This is a genomic window from Polynucleobacter sp. AP-Kolm-20A-A1, from assembly GCF_018688315.1.
Classification (GTDB): Bacteria; Pseudomonadota; Gammaproteobacteria; order Burkholderiales; family Burkholderiaceae; genus Polynucleobacter.
Map to the genome: position 1 here is coordinate 1,704,855 of NZ_CP061315.1, position 16,365 is coordinate 1,721,219.

At 45.7% G+C, this 16,365-nt stretch carries 18 protein-coding genes; 12 read left to right on the forward strand and 6 right to left on the reverse strand.

Features of this window, described 5'->3' with window-relative positions; genetic code table 11:
* Positions 1-188: 188 nt before the first annotated feature.
* From C2745_RS08490 to ggt, 4 genes are read left to right on the forward strand one after another with little or no spacing between them, the layout of a single operon-like run.
* The gene (locus tag C2745_RS08490; RefSeq protein WP_215384171.1) at positions 189-1,274 is read left to right on the forward strand and encodes a TRAP transporter substrate-binding protein; all 1,086 of its coding nucleotides are present in this window, start codon (positions 189-191) and stop codon (positions 1,272-1,274) included.
* A 20-nt stretch (positions 1,275-1,294) separates the two neighbouring features.
* The gene (locus C2745_RS08495; protein WP_215384172.1) at positions 1,295-1,837 is read left to right on the forward strand and encodes a TRAP transporter small permease subunit; all 543 of its coding nucleotides are present in this window, start codon (positions 1,295-1,297) and stop codon (positions 1,835-1,837) included.
* The gene (locus tag C2745_RS08500) at positions 1,837-3,279 is read left to right on the forward strand and encodes a TRAP transporter large permease subunit (RefSeq protein WP_371743008.1); all 1,443 of its coding nucleotides are present in this window, start codon (positions 1,837-1,839) and stop codon (positions 3,277-3,279) included. Before C2745_RS08495 ends, C2745_RS08500 begins: the two co-directional genes overlap by 1 nt.
* A 40-nt stretch (positions 3,280-3,319) precedes the next feature.
* Positions 3,320-4,918: a gamma-glutamyltransferase gene (gene ggt / locus C2745_RS08505; RefSeq protein WP_215384174.1), complete on the forward strand. Its 1,599-nt coding sequence runs from the start codon at positions 3,320-3,322 to the stop codon at positions 4,916-4,918.
* Here the strand turns inward: ggt and C2745_RS08510 are convergent.
* Entirely contained in the window at positions 4,905-5,534 is a 630-nt protein-coding gene (locus tag C2745_RS08510) for a trimeric intracellular cation channel family protein (protein ID WP_215384175.1), read from the reverse strand. The genes ggt and C2745_RS08510 overlap by 14 nt on opposite strands.
* Before the next feature lie 89 nt (positions 5,535-5,623).
* Between C2745_RS08510 and maiA the strand changes: the two genes are divergently transcribed.
* Positions 5,624-6,310 carry a maleylacetoacetate isomerase gene (maiA, locus tag C2745_RS08515; RefSeq protein WP_215384176.1) on the forward strand — a complete coding sequence of 229 codons (687 nt, stop codon included), beginning with the start codon at positions 5,624-5,626 and terminating at the stop codon, positions 6,308-6,310.
* Here the strand turns inward: maiA and C2745_RS08520 are convergent.
* From C2745_RS08520 to C2745_RS08530, 3 genes are read right to left on the reverse strand one after another with little or no spacing between them, the layout of a single operon-like run.
* Positions 6,281-7,210 (reverse strand): AEC family transporter, encoded by a 930-nt coding sequence (locus tag C2745_RS08520; protein ID WP_215384177.1) that lies wholly within the window; start codon positions 7,208-7,210, stop codon positions 6,281-6,283. The two genes, maiA and C2745_RS08520, sit on opposite strands and share 30 nt — an antisense overlap.
* Positions 7,211-7,223: 13 nt before the next feature.
* The gene (locus tag C2745_RS08525; RefSeq protein WP_215384178.1) at positions 7,224-7,748 is read right to left on the reverse strand and encodes a gamma carbonic anhydrase family protein; all 525 of its coding nucleotides are present in this window, start codon (positions 7,746-7,748) and stop codon (positions 7,224-7,226) included.
* Between the two features lie 46 nt (positions 7,749-7,794).
* Complete coding sequence (locus tag C2745_RS08530) at positions 7,795-8,997, reverse strand: ammonium transporter (RefSeq protein ID WP_215384179.1); 1,203 nt, start codon at positions 8,995-8,997, stop codon at positions 7,795-7,797.
* A 136-nt stretch (positions 8,998-9,133) separates the two neighbouring features.
* Between C2745_RS08530 and C2745_RS08535 the strand changes: the two genes are divergently transcribed.
* Together C2745_RS08535 and C2745_RS08540 are read left to right on the forward strand one after the other, a co-directional pair.
* Positions 9,134-9,496 carry a Rap1a/Tai family immunity protein gene (locus tag C2745_RS08535; RefSeq protein ID WP_215384180.1) on the forward strand — a complete coding sequence of 121 codons (363 nt, stop codon included), beginning with the start codon at positions 9,134-9,136 and terminating at the stop codon, positions 9,494-9,496.
* 47 nt (positions 9,497-9,543) lie between these two features.
* Positions 9,544-9,831, forward strand: a complete 288-nt coding sequence (locus tag C2745_RS08540; protein WP_215384181.1) for a glycine zipper domain-containing protein — start codon at positions 9,544-9,546, stop codon at positions 9,829-9,831.
* A 56-nt stretch (positions 9,832-9,887) separates the two neighbouring features.
* Here the strand turns inward: C2745_RS08540 and C2745_RS08545 are convergent, their stop codons facing one another.
* The gene (locus C2745_RS08545) at positions 9,888-10,277 is read right to left on the reverse strand and encodes an OsmC family protein (protein ID WP_215384182.1); all 390 of its coding nucleotides are present in this window, start codon (positions 10,275-10,277) and stop codon (positions 9,888-9,890) included.
* Positions 10,278-10,323: 46 nt separating this feature from the next.
* Positions 10,324-10,734: a rhodanese-like domain-containing protein gene (locus tag C2745_RS08550; protein WP_215384183.1), complete on the reverse strand. Its 411-nt coding sequence runs from the start codon at positions 10,732-10,734 to the stop codon at positions 10,324-10,326.
* A gap of 58 nt (positions 10,735-10,792) precedes the next feature.
* Here C2745_RS08550 and C2745_RS08555 point away from each other — a divergent pair, with 58 nt between their 5' ends.
* From C2745_RS08555 to lnt, 5 genes are all read left to right on the forward strand, one after another.
* Positions 10,793-12,055: a putative Na+/H+ antiporter gene (locus tag C2745_RS08555; protein ID WP_215384184.1), complete on the forward strand. Its 1,263-nt coding sequence runs from the start codon at positions 10,793-10,795 to the stop codon at positions 12,053-12,055.
* Positions 12,056-12,121: 66 nt separating this feature from the next.
* Positions 12,122-13,468, forward strand: a complete 1,347-nt coding sequence (gene miaB, locus C2745_RS08560; RefSeq protein ID WP_215384185.1) for a tRNA (N6-isopentenyl adenosine(37)-C2)-methylthiotransferase MiaB — start codon at positions 12,122-12,124, stop codon at positions 13,466-13,468.
* Positions 13,458-13,922: an rRNA maturation RNase YbeY gene (gene ybeY, locus C2745_RS08565; RefSeq protein ID WP_215384186.1), complete on the forward strand. Its 465-nt coding sequence runs from the start codon at positions 13,458-13,460 to the stop codon at positions 13,920-13,922. Before miaB ends, ybeY begins: the two co-directional genes overlap by 11 nt.
* A gap of 33 nt (positions 13,923-13,955) precedes the next feature.
* Positions 13,956-14,795: an HlyC/CorC family transporter gene (locus C2745_RS08570; RefSeq protein WP_215384187.1), complete on the forward strand. Its 840-nt coding sequence runs from the start codon at positions 13,956-13,958 to the stop codon at positions 14,793-14,795.
* Positions 14,796-14,803: 8 nt separating this feature from the next.
* Positions 14,804-16,327, forward strand: a complete 1,524-nt coding sequence (lnt, locus tag C2745_RS08575) for an apolipoprotein N-acyltransferase (RefSeq protein ID WP_251368320.1) — start codon at positions 14,804-14,806, stop codon at positions 16,325-16,327.
* Positions 16,328-16,365: the final 38 nt, after the last annotated feature.

Genomic DNA, 16,365 nt, shown 5'->3' on the forward strand with positions numbered 1-16,365 from the left:
AGCCATGATGAGGCAAGGGTTTAGCACTAACTTGAAGCAATACGCCCAAGTGAGGTGCATTTCTGTAAATCAGGGTGCAACCCTCTCGAATCAACCTTGTCGCACTTAGCTTTAATTGGTCTAGAAGTTAGCAAAAAGGCATAAATAAAAAATGTCATCAAATAATTACTAAACAAGGAGCAAGGCAAATGAAAAGACGTGACTTTTTAGGTAAGGCCGCAGTTGGCGCGGCCGCAGGCGTATTGGCTGCACCAGCAATTGCACAATCCATGCCAGAAGTGAAGTGGCGCTGTGCATCTAGCTTTCCAAAAAGCTTAGATACTATTTATGGCGGTGGCGAATTCATCTCTAAACGGGTAGCAGCTTTAACGGACGGCAAGTTTCAGATCCGCATCTTTGGCGCCGGTGAAATCGTTCCAGCTTTTGGTACGGTTGATGCAGTGCAGCAAGGAACTGTGGAGTGCACCCACACTGCTGGTTATTACTTCGTTGGTAAAAACAAAACTTTTGCTTTTGACACCACCGTGCCTTTTGGTATGAATCAACGCCAGCAAAATGCTTGGATGTATTGGGGTGGTGGCTTGAAGCTCCAACGTGAATTCTTACGCGACTACAACATCATTTCTTTCCCAGCAGGAAACACCGGAACTCAGATGGGCGGCTGGTTTAAAAAGCCAGTGAAAACTGTTGCAGACCTTAAAGGTCTCAAAATGCGCATCGCTGGACTTGGTGGTGAAGTCATGTCTCGCCTGGGCGCAATTCCGCAACAAATTGCTGGTGGCGATATTTATCCAGCGCTTGAAAAGGGCGTGATTGATGCTGCTGAGTGGGTCGGTCCATACGACGATGAGAAATTAGGCTTCTACAAAATTGCTCCTTATTACTACTACCCAGGATGGTGGGAAGCTTGTTCGATGTACTCCATGTACGTCAACATCAAAGAATGGGAAAAACTACCTAAGCAATATCAGGAAGCCTTAGCCTCAGCATGTGCTGAATGCAATATCGACATGATGGCTGAGTACGACTACAAAAACCCAATTGCCTTGCAGAGCTTGATTAAGAATGGCGTCAAGCTGCAGTCTTACTCCACAGAAATTATGAAAGCCGCATCAACTGCAGCGTTTGAAATGTATGAGGAAGAAGCTGCCAAGAATCCATCGTTCAAGAAAATTTACGAGCCTTGGAAAAAATTCCGTAACGATCAGATGTTGTGGAACAAGGTTGCAGAACAAACTCTCATGAGCTTCATGCTAACCAATCCTGTCAAATAAAATTTAAGCGAGTAACTGAAATGCCAAAACAATTTTTAGTTTTTGCAAATTTCGTTGATCGCCTAAATGACCGTTTTGGTGTTTTAGCAAGTTGGATGGTTCTTATTGCCGTACTGGTCAGCACAGCAAATGCGCTGATTCGGTACGGCTTTAATATCAGCTCAAACGGTTGGTTAGAAGCGCAATGGTATTTGTTTGCCGGCATGGTAATGTTTGGTGCCGCCACTACTTTTCGCATGAATGAGCACGTGCGGGTTGACGTGCTCTATGCCTTATATCCCAACAGAGTTCGCCTCTGGTTAGATTTCTGGGGCGGCATTGTTTTCTTTTTACCAATGACCATCATTATTGGTTACTACTCTTGGGAATTTTTTATTACCTCGGTAATTCAAAATGAAACCTCGAGTAATCCAGGTGGTCTTATTCGTTGGCCAGTGCGCGGCGTGATTACTTTGGGCTTTTTCTTATTAACACTCCAAGGTATTTCAGAAATCATTAAGCGCTATGCAGCTTTGACTGGCATGATTCAAATCGATCCTAAATACGAAAGACCTCTCCAATGATTAGCCAAGATTTAATGGCCCCCATCATGTTTGGGGGTCTGATTGTATTTTTATTAATTGGATATCCAGCGGCGTTTTCTTTAGGTGCTGTTGGCTTATTTTTCTCGTTCATTGGCATCGAGATGGGCATGTTTCAGCCCACCTTCTTGCAGGCGCTACCAGATCGAGTGTTCGGCATCTTGTCGAATGACCTTCTACTCTCCATCCCATTCTTTACTTTCATGGGCGCCATTCTGGAGAAGTGTGGGTTGGCAGAAGACATGCTCGAAGGCTTAGGTCAGTTATTTGGTCCGATCCGCGGCGGCTTAGCCTATGCCGTGATTATTGTTGGTGCGATCCTTGGTGCAATTACCGGAACCGTTGCGGCCTCTGTGATTGCCATGGGATTAATTTCTCTGCCAATTATGTTGCGCTATGGATATAACCCGCGCGTAGCAACGGGCGTGATTGCAGCCTCCGGAACGATTACCCAACTTATCCCGCCTTCACTTGTCTTAATTGTGTTGGCCGACCAATTGGGTAAATCTGTTGGCGATATGTATGCAGGCGCTATCGGGCCTTCGATCATCCAAGTGGTGTTGTTCTGCTTGTTCATTTTCTTTTTATCCATTTTTAGACCGCAAGATGTACCAGCACTTCCCCCGGAAGCGCGTCCGAAAATTGACTGGAAATTGTTCAAGAAAATCCTTTGGGGCATTGTTCCTTCGATCGCTCTGATCTTCTTGGTGCTTGGAACCATTTTGATGGGCCTGGCAACACCAACTGAAGGTGGCGCTATGGGCTCAGTTGGAGCATTGGTTCTTGCGGCAATGAACAAGCGCCTACAAAAGCCTTTGGTCTGGGAGGCAATGACTTCCACCATGCGTATTAATGCCATGGTGATTTTCATTCTGATTGGATCAACCGTCTTTGGTTTGGCCTTCCGCGGTGTTGATGGCGACCTATGGATTGAGCATCTATTGTCAGGATTGCCAGGCGGTCAAATTGGCTTCTTAATTGTGGTGAACTTGTTTGTATTCTTTTTAGCCTTCTTCTTGGATTATTTTGAAATTGCCTTCATCATCATTCCACTATTGGCTCCTGTTGCAGACAAGCTTGGCATTGATCTGATCTGGTTTGGCGTGCTTCTCGGTGCCAATATGCAGACCTCATTCATGCATCCGCCATTTGGGTTCGCCTTATTCTATCTTCGCGGAGTGGCGCCTAAATCGCTTAAAAGTTCCGATATTTACTATGGGGCTTTGCCATGGGTTGGCTTACAGCTTATCTTGGTTGCGATCATCATCTTTATCCCAGAAACTGTTACTTACTTCATTGATAAGCCTGCGGTTGCAGTTGATGTGAATGCCATCTCCGTTGATCCGCTTGAAGGCGTTCAACAAAATGAGATCACTGTAGACTCTAGTTCGGAGATCGAGCGTCAATTGCGAGAAAATAAATAGCTATAACAAATAGCAAAATAAAAAACAGAGGGGATTTACGATGCAAGCAAAGTGGGGTATTCGAGGGATGGCGGTTGCGCCGCACTCCCTCGCTTCTGAATCAGCTTTAGCAGTCTTACGCGAAGGTGGCAATGCATTGGAGGCGATGGTGGCTGCAGCTGCAACCATCGCCGTAGTGTATCCACACATGAACTCCATTGGTGGAGACTCCTTCTGGGTGGTGCACTCTCCAGGTAAGGCCATGGGGGGCATTGATGCCTGTGGTGCAGCAGCGGGCTTAGCAACCAAACAATGGTACGCGGAACGCGGTATTACTAAGGCCATACCTTTTCGCGGTCCAATCGCTGCCAATACGGTTGCTGGAACTATTTCAGGCTGGGGTGCTGCACACAAACTTTCCAAGCAAGGTTTGGGCGGCAAGATTCCACTCTCTCGTTTATTGGCTGATGCAATTCATTACGCAGAAGCAGGCGTACCCGTTACCTACAGCCAATCTAGTTTGACCGAAAAAAAACGTGCAGAACTCAGCTCTATTCCTGGTTTTTCTAAAACTTTTCTAGTGAACGGCAAAGCACCAGCAGTCGGCAGTATCTTTAAACAAGAACGTCTTGCAAAAACTTTGCGCCAAATTGCAGAAAAAGGAACGGATGACTATTACCGCGGAGATCTTGCGCAATTACTTGCAAAAGAATTAACGGACATTGGTAGCCCCTTACGCCTAGATGACTTACACCGTCACCATGCCAAGCTGATTGACCCCTTGGAGCTCAAACATAGCTTGGGTAATGTGTACAACATGATTCCACCAACTCAAGGTGTTGTCTCCTTGATGATCATTGGCATCCTAGATCAATTGAACTTAAAACGTTTCAAAGTAGATAGCGCTGAGTATGTACATCACTGCGTTGAAGCTACAAAGCAAGCTTTTAAAATTCGCGATCAATTTGTGACAGACCCTGCGTATATGACAAAAAATGCGCAGTCTTTCTTATCGCCAGCATTCCTCAAAAAACTGGCTAAAAATATTGATCCAAATAAAGCTTTGCCTTGGGGTCAGGGAAAGGGGCCGGCCGATACCATTTGGATGGGCGTGATTGATGGTGACGGTAACTGCGTCTCCTTCATTCAAAGTATTTATCACGAGTTTGGTGCCGGTATTGTTCTACCCAAGTCTGGAGTCAATTGGCAAAACCGCGGATGCAGCTTCTCCCTAGATCCAAAAACCCTGAATCATCTAGAGCCCTATCGCAAACCATTTCATACCTTGAACCCAGCGATGGCGCTATTCAAAGATGGTCGCTCGATGGTTTACGGAACGATGGGTGGCGATGGTCAACCGCAAACTCAATGTGCAGTCTTTACCCGCACCGCTACTTACGGCCTTGACCCGCAAGACGCCATTAGTCGTCCGCGCTGGCTATTAGGCAGAACGTGGGGGCAAACGAGTGACAGCCTGAAATTGGAATCGCGCTTTAGCCCTTGGGTTGCAAAAGAATTGCATGCATTAGGTCATGAAATTGAAATGCTCGATGCATTTGATGAGACCGTTGGTCATGCAGGCTGCATCATCCGCGATCCTTCCGGCACCTTGCGTGGCGGCTGGGACCCTCGCAGTGATGGCGCAGTTAGCGCGTTTTAGTAATAAACATTTTGGGTACGCGCAGATCCCAATGAATAGCGGCTGCGCGTAGTCCAAAAATTGCCAGCATGCAAAGGACAGATCCTTCAAGTACATATTGCGGCAAGAAGTTCAAAACCAATACATAAGCACAGCAACCTAAGGTGACAGGAATGGCATAAAGCTCATGCGACATGATGAGCGTTTTTCTGCCCGCCAAAATATCTCGTATCAAGCCACCGCCAATCGCTGTAATCACACCCAGAATGACAGGGGCAACCGGTAAGCCATAACCCATACTCCAGGCTTTATCGGCCCCCTGAATTCCGAAGAGAGCTGCACCAAAACCGTCGATATATAACATCCAGCGATAAATTTGCGGCTGGGTAAAAAAGGATTCGGCCACGAAGGTCAAAACGCTTGCGCCCAATGCAAGCCAAACATAAATCTGGTTTTCAGACCAAAAGACTGGGGCCTCCAAAATGATGTCGCGAATCGTGCCCCCGCCAATGGCAGTGATTAGTCCGAGCACCAAAACACCAAAGAGATCAACGCCACGATCCGCAATCGCGAGCACGCCAGTCACCGCAAATGCCATGGTTGCAATGATGCCAATCCAAAATTGAATCTGTTCCATAGCAGCCAGTCTAATGCAATTTAGATTGACGCAAGCCTGATTTCGGAGTCATCAATATACTAATGAGAACGGATCCACGAAAGCCCTTCATGAATGCAAAACCTAAGCTGTACAGTTTCTGGCGAAGCTCTGCCGCATTTCGCGTTCGAATTGCTTTGAATCTGAAGGTTATGGATTATGAAATCATTCCCGTGCACCTGGGTAAAAATGGTGGCGAGCAAATGAGTGATGAATATAGCAATAAGAACCCCAATCGTTTGGTGCCTTTGTTTGATGATGGGAAAAATACCATCCATCAATCACTTGCCATCATTGAGTACCTTAACGAAATAGAACCAGAACCGCCATTGCTGCCAGACTCAGCGATAGATCGCGCCTGGGTGCGCGCACTTGCAATGGACATTGCCAGCGACATTCACCCTATCAATAATTTAAGGGTGCTGCGTTATCTCATTAAACAACTAGGCGTCAGCACGGAGGCAAAAGACATTTGGTATCAACATTGGATTGAGCTTGGATTGGCAAGCTTAGAAAAACAATTAAGCAATGATTCAAGGGTTGGAAAATTTGCCTATGGCGATCAACCAGGTTTAATTGACATCTGCCTCGTGCCGCAAATGTTTAATGCCTTAAGTAGCAAAATGGATGTAAGCCCCTATCCCACAATCATGAAGATCTTCAATGAGTGCATGACATTACCCGCCTTCATTAACACCTCATGGGAAAAGCAAATTGATGCCGAGGGCTCAAACCCTATTGCCCCACCACAAAAATAATGAGAGCGATAACAAAGAACCCATAGTAGTGATCAATACCACTCGAGAAATCACGCTACCATCCGCTTTGTAATATTGTGCCAACATAAATGGGCCGGTACCGGTTGGCAGGGCACACAAAATCACAATGGCTGTTACCCACAAGCCGGGCAAATCCAAAATGGGGCTGGCAATTATCCAAGCGATTAGAGGCTGAACAAAGAGCTTGGCAAAACTAATGCCCCATGCCTGACTTGCTGGAGCATCACTTTTTTGCAATAAAAATAAACCGATTGAAACCAATGCGCACGGCGTTGATGCAGCAGCCAAAAAGGCAATCACTTGTGCAATCGGGTCATACATCTGTAGATCACTTACAGCCCACAATAAGCCAGCTACTGGCGCAATGAGCAAAGGATTGGTACATAAGGACTTTGCCACACTCAAAATAATTTCATGGGACTTTTTGTGAGAAAGAATGCCGATTTCAATAAACACTGTTGCCAAGGCAAACATCACGAAGACGATAAAGGTAGAAATAATTGCAGGTGCTAAACCATCTTGGCCGAGCGCTAATGCACAGAGTGGAATACCCATGTAACCAGTATTGGAGTACGAGGCGCTTAATCCATTAAAGCTAGCTGCCGCCAAATCCCCTGTCCGATACCAGCTGATAAATAACACCAAAGCAAAGACCATCAAACAGCTTAAGAAAAAAGCACCGATAAATCCTGGTTGCCAGAGAGTTTGCCAACCACTGTTAGCAGCAAAGTTAAATAGCTGCGCAGGTAAAGCCAACCAGACAACAAACCGATTTAATTCGATAGAGGCACTTGCGCCTAACTTGCCCGTGCGCCCACATAGATACCCAATCAATATGAGGGCAAAGACTGGTAGAACTACATTAAATACGTAGAGCACTTTTTATCAATACTTAAGAGATTTTTTTCAGGGTCTTGTTATAGCGCTGAGCATTTTTGACATAACGTCCAGAAATATCGTGGATGCCAGCAATCTGCTCTGGGGTGAGCTCCTTAACTACCTTGGCAGGCGTTCCCAAGATCATTGATCCATCTGGAAATTCTTTGCCCTCTGTAACGAGAGCGCCAGCACCGACCAAACAATTTTTGCCAATCTTTGCGCCATTCAAAATGACTGCGCCAATGCCAATCAGACTGCCATCGCCAATCGTGCAGCCATGAAGCATGACCTGATGACCTACCGTGACATTTTTTCCAATCGTTAGCGGAAAGCCAGGATCGGTATGCAAGATTGAAGTGTCTTGCACATTGCTGCCTTCACCTATTTGAATGAGATCGTTATCGCCACGGATAACAACCTTGGGCCAGACACTCGCATTTTTATGAAGTTCGACCTTGCCGATGACTTCGGCACTTTCCGCTACCCAAGCACCCTCAGCCAGCTGAGGTGCGTTTCCGTCTAGTTCATATATAGCCATGACTCATTATAGGTATGAATCAGGCTATATATTGATCTGCAGAGAACTACCAGTTAGGTTCGCGGTCTGGCGTAGAAGAAATGCGATGGACGCTCAAGTCAGCGCCTTCAAACTCTTCCTCCTGTGACATACGAATGCCGAGCACGGCTTTTAAAGTGCCGTAGACCACAATTCCGCCGACTAGGGCAATACCAACGCCAAGCGCACTACCGATGAGCTGCCCAGTAAAAGTAACCCCACCAATTCCACCAAGCGCTTTAGTACCAAATATGCCCGCAGCCAAACCACCCCAGAGACCGCACAAACCATGCAAAGGCCATACACCTAAAACATCATCAATCTTCCAGCGGTTTTGCACTAGCGTAAACATGTACACAAACAAAGCGCCTGCTACTAAACCAACGAACAAAGCGCCAACTGGATGCATTAAGTCAGAGCCTGCACAAACCGCTACCAATCCAGCTAGCGGGCCGTTGTAAGTAAAGCCTGGGTCATTACGACCAACAACCCACGCTGCCAAAGTACCGCCAACCATTGCCATCAATGAATTGATTGCTACCAAACCACTAATCTTGTCGATGGTTTGCGCACTCATCACATTAAAACCAAACCAACCTACCGCCAAAATCCAAGCGCCCAATGCTAGGAAGGGAATGCTTGATGGAGGATGAGCAGAGATTTGCCCTTCCTTGGTGTAGCGACCACGGCGCGCACCTAAAAGAATCACAGCAGGCAGTGCAATCCAACCACCGACTGCATGCACTACTACTGAACCTGCAAAGTCATGAAACTCTTCACCGGTCAAACCCTTGATCCACGCTTGAATCCCATAGTGTTGGTTCCAGGCGATACCTTCAAAGAAGGGATAGACAAAACCAACCAATACAAATGTCGCGATCAGTTGTGGATTAAATTTAGCGCGCTCAGCAATGCCGCCAGAAATAATCGCAGGAATCGCTGCAGCAAATGTCAGCAAAAAGAAAAACTTCACGAGCTCATAGCCATTTTTCTCAGCCAACAATTCAGCGCCTGAGAAAAAGTTCACGCCATAGGCAATGCTGTAGCCAATGAAGAAGTAAGCGATCGTTGAAACCGCAAAGTCGACCAAGATTTTGACAAGTGCATTGACTTGGTTCTTTTTACGAACCGTACCAAGCTCTAAAAATGCAAAACCAGCATGCATCGCCAACACCATGATGGCGCCAAGCAGAATGAATAAAGCATCACTACCGGATTTCAGAATTTCCATGAAATTTCCCCCCTTATTTTTTGCATCATTATGGGGAATCAAAAAACCCAAAAAAGTGCAGATTGCACCTATTTAGGGCATAAAACTGCCCTATTTATCGTTTATGATGAATTTACATACACTTAAGGGAGAACCCATGAAGAAATTCCTCGTTGTTTTAGTCGCCCTTGCGACATTTGCCGGAGTTGCGCAAGCCCAAGAATCCATCAAAGTAACTAGCACCCAGGAACTCGCAAATACCTGCAAGCTCCCAGCGAGCCCAGAATCACGTAGTTTCTGCATTGGCTTTACTACTGCCGTTTATGAAACCTATTTGGCAACCCGCCACCCACAACGTGCCAAGCCATTTATTTGCGTGAAGCAACCAGCACCAGCTCGCGATGAAGTGATCGGCGATTTTGTGAAGTTTGCACAAAGCACTCCACAAGTTGCTGACAAACCAGCGGCAGGCGTTTTATTGGGCTTCTTGGCTACACGTTTCCCTTGCGCAAGAAAATAATCCAAACAACTTAGCCAAACTAATACATATTTAAAGGATCAGTTGAGATGAAAAAAATTATCGCGATTACAGCAGCAACTTTGGCAATCGCTGGTTGCTCAAACATGAGCAACACAGAACAGCGCACACTCTCAGGGGCTGGCATTGGCGCAGCAGCTGGTGCAGTTGGCACTGCCATTTTCCACGGCAACCCAATCTGGGGCGCAGTAGGTGGCGCAGCAGTTGGCGCGGCATCCGGTTATGTCTACGACGCGTACAAGAAAGAGCAAGCTTCTGAGTACAACTCTGGCTATAACGCCGGTAAAAGCAATCAGCCAGCTAAAGCGCCTAACTAAGTTTCTTGGTTAGGCCTTTTGAGGTCGCAGTACAGCACTACCAAACCCAGCTCGTATTAATTTACCAGCTGGGTTTTTATTTGGATCTCGCCAGCTAAGGCTTTGTGTATCGGGCACTTATCGGCTATTTCTAATAAGCGCTCTTTTTCTTCAGCAGTTAAATTTCCCATCAATTGAATATCGCGAGAAAATTTTTCGACATTGTCGACTCGCTCGATATCCACAGTCACAATCGCATTTTCTAATTTCATATCTTTGCGACCAGCGTACATTTTTAAAGTCATTGACGTACAAGCAGCCAAAGCTGCACCCAGATATTCATGGGGGCTTGGCCCGGTTCCGGAGCCTCCCTTTGAAACCTCTGCATCAGATAGAAAATGCAAGTCACCGGTAGTTAATTTCTGCTGAAGCGGACCTTGGCCAAATTGCGAGATTACTTTTCTCATATATATCCTAAAAAATGAACTCTATTAATTGCATGACAAATTTACTTTAACTGGAGTGGGGCTTGCTTGCTTTTTCCGCTATAGGTAGTTGGGCTTGCCTCCACGCGCTAAAGCCGCCCTCTAAATGACAAATATTTGGCACGCCCATTCTTTGCAAGGTTTGGGTTGCTAAGGCTGAACGCCAAGCAGAAGCGCAATACAGAATGAGTTTTTTGCCTTCGCCAAACACAGGCTTGTAATAAGGGCTTTCGGGATCAACCCAGAACTCCAGCATGCCTCTTGGTGCGTGTAGGGCATTGGGGATCATGCCCTCTCGCTCCAATTCACGGACATCACGAATGTCAACAAACACCACATTGGAGTCCTCTAATAGTTGCTGAGCCATTTCCGCTGGAAGAGTCTCAATTTCATTCATAGCATCCTGAATGAGCTCTTGATATCCAATCTTTAATTTCACCAAAATCTCCTAAATTAACAAAGCATGCTTTTAATCAAGTACCTGCTACCATTCTGCTATGAACTTTACCCCCACAGAACTTGGCGCAAGTATTATTTTTGCAATTGCCGTTTTGCATACCTTTTGCACCGGTTATTTTGAATCTATTGCCAAAAAATCTCCGCGACATGCTGGGTTATGGCACCTCCTGGGTGAAGTAGAAATTGTTTTTGGGTTTTGGGCTGCTGTACTGGTTATTTTTATTGGCTTTAAAGATGATCTAAGTACAGCAAAAGAGTTTCTGAATAAACGCAATTTCACGGAGCCGCTCTTTGTTTTTGCCATCATGATCGTTGCTGGCACCAAACCAATTCTCTATATCTCTACCCAAGCACTTCATGGGCTCGCAAAAATATTACAGACCATATTGCGCATCAAGAGTGCGCCCGCTCTTTATTTCTTAACCCTAGGCGTCACGCCGCTCCTAGGATCCTTAATTACTGAGCCTGCAGCAATGACCTTGGCAGCCTTTCTACTGCGCGACCTGGTCTATCGCCACAAGTGCTCTAAAGCACTCTTGTTTGGCACGCTTGGTGTTTTGTTTGTCAACATATCAATTGGCGGCACACTAACCAACTTTGCAGCCCCGCCAGTTTTGATGGTTGCTTCCACCTGGGGCTGGAGTTCAGCATTTATGTTTGCGAACTTTGGCTTGGAGTCCTGCATAGCAATTCTCATCAACGCGTTTGCTGCCACTCTTTTATTTCATCGCCAGCTAATTGAACCGAACACCGACAAAAAAGAAGTGAAGCTACCTCTAGCGGTTATTTTTATGCACTTGCTATTTTTGTGTGGTGTTGTTGTCTTTGCCCACGATCCCATTATTTTTATGTGGATACTTTTATTCTTCATTGGCTACACCACCGCTTACCCAAAACATCAAAGCCCTCTTATATTGAAAGAAGCACTATTGGTTGGATTCTTCTTGGGCGGTTTAGTAGTCTTAGGCGCACTGCAGGGATGGTGGCTACAACCAATTTTAGAAATGATGAGTCCTACGGCAGTCTTTTACGGCAGTCTTGTTCTCACCGCATTTACAGATAACGCGGCACTAACGTATTTAGGCTCCTTGGTTACAGGAACATCACCAGAATTTAAATTGGCTCTTGTTGGTGGCGCAGTTGCTGGTGGCGGCCTTACTGTTATTGCGAATGCGCCAAATCCTGCAGGTATTGCGATCTTGAGGCAGCATTTTCCAAACGGTGCGGTATCGGCTCTCTTTCTATTAATAGCCGCAATACCTCCAACCCTGGTCGCCATCCTGGCCTATAGGCTCATCTAAAGCCCACAAAGGCCTTAGGCAGTAAAATCTGAGCTTCGCCCCCAGCTATAAACCTGAGAACGGCATATGAAAAAGCTCTATATCAAAACCTTTGGCTGTCAAATGAACGAGTATGACTCGGGCAAGATGGCCGACCTCTTGCATGCCGATGAAGGCATGGTCATGACAGATAGCCCCGAAGATGCCGACGTTGTTCTTCTGAATACCTGCTCTATTCGTGAAAAAGCAGAAGACAAAGTCTTCTCCGATCTTGGGCGATTGCGTGAGCTTAAGAAAAGCAAACCAAATTTATTGATTGGCGTGGGTGGTTGTGTTGCCAGTCAAGAAGGCCAGCAAATTGTGAGTCGCGCACCTTATGTTGATGTTGTCTTTGGGCCCCAAACATTGCATCGCTTATCGGATCTCATTGCACAGCGACGCAAAACTGGCCTTTCTCAAGTAGATATTTCATTTCCAGAAATTGAAAAATTTGATCATCTACCTGCATCACGACAAACACGCGGCTCTGCATATGTTTCCATCATGGAAGGGTGCTCTAAATATTGCAGCTACTGTGTAGTGCCCTATACGCGTGGCGAGGAAGTATCACGCCCCTTTGACGATGTTCTAACCGAAGTTGCCGGCTTAGCAAGCAAAGGTGTTAAAGAAATTGTTTTGCTGGGACAAAACGTTAACGCCTATCTTGGCAAGATGGGTGACACCGAAGAGATTGCTGACTTTGCCCTACTCATTGAATATATTGCTGAGATTCCTGGTGTTGAGCGCATTCGTTTTACTACCAGCCATCCAAAAGAATTTACGCAGCGCCTCATTGATGTCTATGCCAAGGTACCGAAGCTGGTGAGTCACCTCCATCTACCTGTGCAGCATGGCTCTGACTCTATGCTATCAGCCATGAAGCGTGGTTACACTGCTCTCGAATTTAAAAGTATTATTCGTAAAATGCGTGCCGTTCGTCCAGACCTCACTCTTTCAAGTGACTTTATTGTCGGCTTTCCAGGAGAGACTGAAGCTGACTTTGAAAAATTATTGAAGATGGTGAAGGATCTGGAATTTGATAACAGTTTTTGCTTTATCTTTAGCCCACGTCCAGGCACTCCTGCTGCGAATTTAAGTGATGACACACCCTACGAAGTAAAACTCAAACGCTTACAAACACTTTTAGCGCTAGTAGAAAGTCAAGCCAATCAAATCAGTCAAAAAATGTTGGGCAAGACTGAGAGGGTTCTCATTGAAGGCCTTGCCAAAGATGGCGTCAACTTACAGGGTCGCTCTGAAAATAATCGCGTCATTCATTTCACGGCCCCCGATCAAGACATCGATACCCTTATTGGGCAAATGGTCGATATTCGCATTACCGAGGTCCTAAATTACACCTTAAGAGGTGAACTGGTTGAAGCCCATGCCCACTAAATCGAATGCATCAACATTAGTCATTGATATTCAATGCGCTACACCGGCACTTCAAGCCAGCCTTCATCAAGCAGCAAGCTCGAACGTCATCAAAAAATGGGTTAAAGCAGCAATACCCGGTAATTGCTTATTAACACTTCGGTTTGTAAATGCAACCGAGGGAAAGAAGTTGAACCTGGCCTTTCGTAAAAAAGATTACGCGACCAATGTTTTAACTTTTCCATATGAGCTCAATAAAAATTCCTTGGTGGCCGATATCGTTTTTTGTTTTCCCGTTATACAAAAGGAAGCAAAAGAGCAAAATAAAGCCTTAAAGGCACACTTAGCGCATTTAGTAGTTCATGGCTGCCTTCACGCCAAGGGTCACGATCATGAGATTGAAAGGGACGCCAAAAAAATGGAGTCTCTTGAAATCAATATTCTTCAAAAATTGGGTTTTGCCAACCCCTATTGATTCATTGCCTTATTTCTGCGCTATTCTTGCTATATGCCCGACCCCACTAAATCCCTTTTAGACCGATTAGCTGATTTTTTAACACCTCAGCCAACCAATCCTAGCGAGCGTCGCCAAGAGTTAATAGACACTCTACGTGAAGCACAAGCCGAGGGCTTAATTGATGCGGATGCGCTATCAATGATTGAAGGCGTATTTCAAGTGGGGCAATTATGTGCGCGAGATATTTTGGTGCCACGCGCCCAAATTGACTGGATTGACATCAACCTGCCTTTATCCGAAATCATTAAGAGTGTGATTGAGGCAGCCCATTCGCGCTTCCCAGTATTCGAAGGATCGCGAGATAACGTCATTGGCATCTTACTGGCCAAAGATTTACTGCGACATGCAACAGAAAAAGATTTTCAAGTGCGTGACTGGCTTCGTCCAGCGGTATTTATTCCTGAATCAAAACGCTTAAGCGTTTTATTGCGCGACTTTAAAGATAACCGCAATCATCTCGCTGTTGTGGTTGACGAATACAGTGGGATTGCCGGCATTATTACGATTGAAGATGTTCTCGAACAGATTGTTGGCGACATTGAAGACGAACATGACATTGATGAAGAGGCGGATAACCTGATCGCCCTAGATAATGGTGATATTCGCGTCAAAGGCATTACTGAGCTTGAGCAATTTAATGAAAAACTCGGCACCCAGTTTGAAGAAGATGATATTGAAACTGTTGCGGGGCTAGTTATTCAGCACCTTGGCAGAGTCCCAAAAATGGGAGAGCTCGTGATGATTGATGACATTGAGTTTGAAATTCAGCGAGCAGATCCTCGACAAATCCACATTTTGTTGGCTCGTCAAATCCCCAAAAAATCTGACTGAGATCTGCCTTGGTCATCTTGCACTCTATTGGGCACCGCCGCAGCATTGATGCACTCATTCTTTTTGCATTAGGTGCGCTGCTTGCTGTTGTTGCAGAGCTACCTTATGGCGGCTGGCTTCAGATTCCATTGCTGAGCATTGTTTGGTGGCGACTCAATCTTGAATCCAAATCCACGCTTAAATCTTTTTTGAGTTTTGGCTTAATTTTTGGATTGGGCTACTTTGTAGTTGCTCTGTGGTGGCTTTATATCAGCCTGCACGATGTTGGCGGAATGAACAGCCTGTTTTCTTGCATGGCTGTTTTTTTACTGTCTGCATACGTTGCGCTGTACTTTTCCGCTGCCACCCTTGCAATTCGCTTATTCAAGATCTCGCGCCTTCAGGGTCTTTTGCTTGCTGCCAGCTGGGTGATCATGGAATTCTTACGCGGCTACATCTTTACCGGCTTTCCTTGGATGGGTTTTGCAGAAGCGCAATTTAATGGGCCCTTTGCACCAGTTGCCCCATTCTTTGGAGGTCTGGCCTGCACGTTTTTAGTGATATGGACCTCTTGGGAAATTACCCAAGTACGCAAACAGGCAATCTGGAGTGTCCTCAGCATTATTTGCGTCTTATCCATCGCGCAGCTGGCAAGCCTCGTCAGCTTTACCAAACCCACTGGCGAACCAATTAACGTAAGGCTCATTCAGGGAAATTTTGAGCAGCGCTTAAAGTTTGACCCGTCAGCAATCAACCAGCAAATTAATTTTTATACTGCAGAAATTAAAAAATCAGCAGCAGATCTCATCATCATTCCTGAAACTGCATTTCCTTGGCCACAAAATAATTTGCCAGTTGGTTTAATGAACTATCTGCAAGATTTTTCAAATGCCAGTTCAAGCAACCTACTATTAGGATTGATTGGTGAGGTGCCTGGTGATAAAGCAATGCAGTATTCAAATCGTGCCACCGGTTTATCACCCAACACAGCTCCATATAATTACGACAAAGCCCACCTAGTACCATTTGGCGAATTTATTCCACCGGGTTTCCATTGGTTTGTGAGCGCATTTCATGTGCCAATGAGTGACTTTGCAAGGGGTAGCCTAGATCAATCTCCCTTCAAGATTGCGCGCAAAGATAAAGCCGATGTTTATGCCGCAATCACCATTTGCTATGAAGATGTCTTTGGTGGTGAGCTAGCCTCACGAATCAAAAATAGTGATCAGCCCGTTAATCTTCTGATTAATATGACTAATCTGGCATGGTTTGGAAAATCCCAAGCGTCTACCCAGCAGCTAAGACTTTCTCAATTGCGATCTTTGGAAGCAGGTCTGCCTGCGTTACGCGCAACCAATACTGGCATCACGGCAGTACTTGGTGCCGATGGGAAAGTACTGGCAAACCTGCCAGAATTTACCCAGAGCACCCTAGTCACGCAAGTACAGGGCTATGCAGGCAAAACACCCTTTGTCATTTGGGGAAATTTGCCAATTTTGAGCATTTCATGCCTCTTGTTGATATGGGGCTTCTTGCGTCACAGACGTTTTTAGAGATTTTTAGCTTCAGACCGCTCTAGCCATGTAAAATC

Excerpts from the sequence above, each read along its gene's own strand:
- C2745_RS08490 (WP_215384171.1), top strand. The coding sequence starts at position 189 with ATGAAAAGACGTGACTTTTTAGGTAAGGCCGCAGTTGGCGCGGCCGCA.
- C2745_RS08495 (WP_215384172.1), top strand. The coding sequence starts at position 1,295 with ATGCCAAAACAATTTTTAGTTTTTGCAAATTTCGTTGATCGCCTAAAT.
- ggt (WP_215384174.1), top strand. The coding sequence starts at position 3,320 with ATGCAAGCAAAGTGGGGTATTCGAGGGATGGCGGTTGCGCCGCACTCC.
- C2745_RS08510 (WP_215384175.1), bottom strand. The coding sequence starts at position 5,534 with ATGGAACAGATTCAATTTTGGATTGGCATCATTGCAACCATGGCATTT.
- maiA (WP_215384176.1), top strand. The coding sequence starts at position 5,624 with ATGAATGCAAAACCTAAGCTGTACAGTTTCTGGCGAAGCTCTGCCGCA.
- C2745_RS08525 (WP_215384178.1), bottom strand. The coding sequence starts at position 7,748 with ATGGCTATATATGAACTAGACGGAAACGCACCTCAGCTGGCTGAGGGT.
- C2745_RS08530 (WP_215384179.1), bottom strand. The coding sequence starts at position 8,997 with ATGGAAATTCTGAAATCCGGTAGTGATGCTTTATTCATTCTGCTTGGC.
- C2745_RS08535 (WP_215384180.1), top strand. The coding sequence starts at position 9,134 with ATGAAGAAATTCCTCGTTGTTTTAGTCGCCCTTGCGACATTTGCCGGA.
- C2745_RS08540 (WP_215384181.1), top strand. The coding sequence starts at position 9,544 with ATGAAAAAAATTATCGCGATTACAGCAGCAACTTTGGCAATCGCTGGT.
- C2745_RS08545 (WP_215384182.1), bottom strand. The coding sequence starts at position 10,277 with ATGAGAAAAGTAATCTCGCAATTTGGCCAAGGTCCGCTTCAGCAGAAA.
- C2745_RS08555 (WP_215384184.1), top strand. The coding sequence starts at position 10,793 with ATGAACTTTACCCCCACAGAACTTGGCGCAAGTATTATTTTTGCAATT.
- miaB (WP_215384185.1), top strand. The coding sequence starts at position 12,122 with ATGAAAAAGCTCTATATCAAAACCTTTGGCTGTCAAATGAACGAGTAT.
- ybeY (WP_215384186.1), top strand. The coding sequence starts at position 13,458 with ATGCCCACTAAATCGAATGCATCAACATTAGTCATTGATATTCAATGC.
- C2745_RS08570 (WP_215384187.1), top strand. The coding sequence starts at position 13,956 with ATGCCCGACCCCACTAAATCCCTTTTAGACCGATTAGCTGATTTTTTA.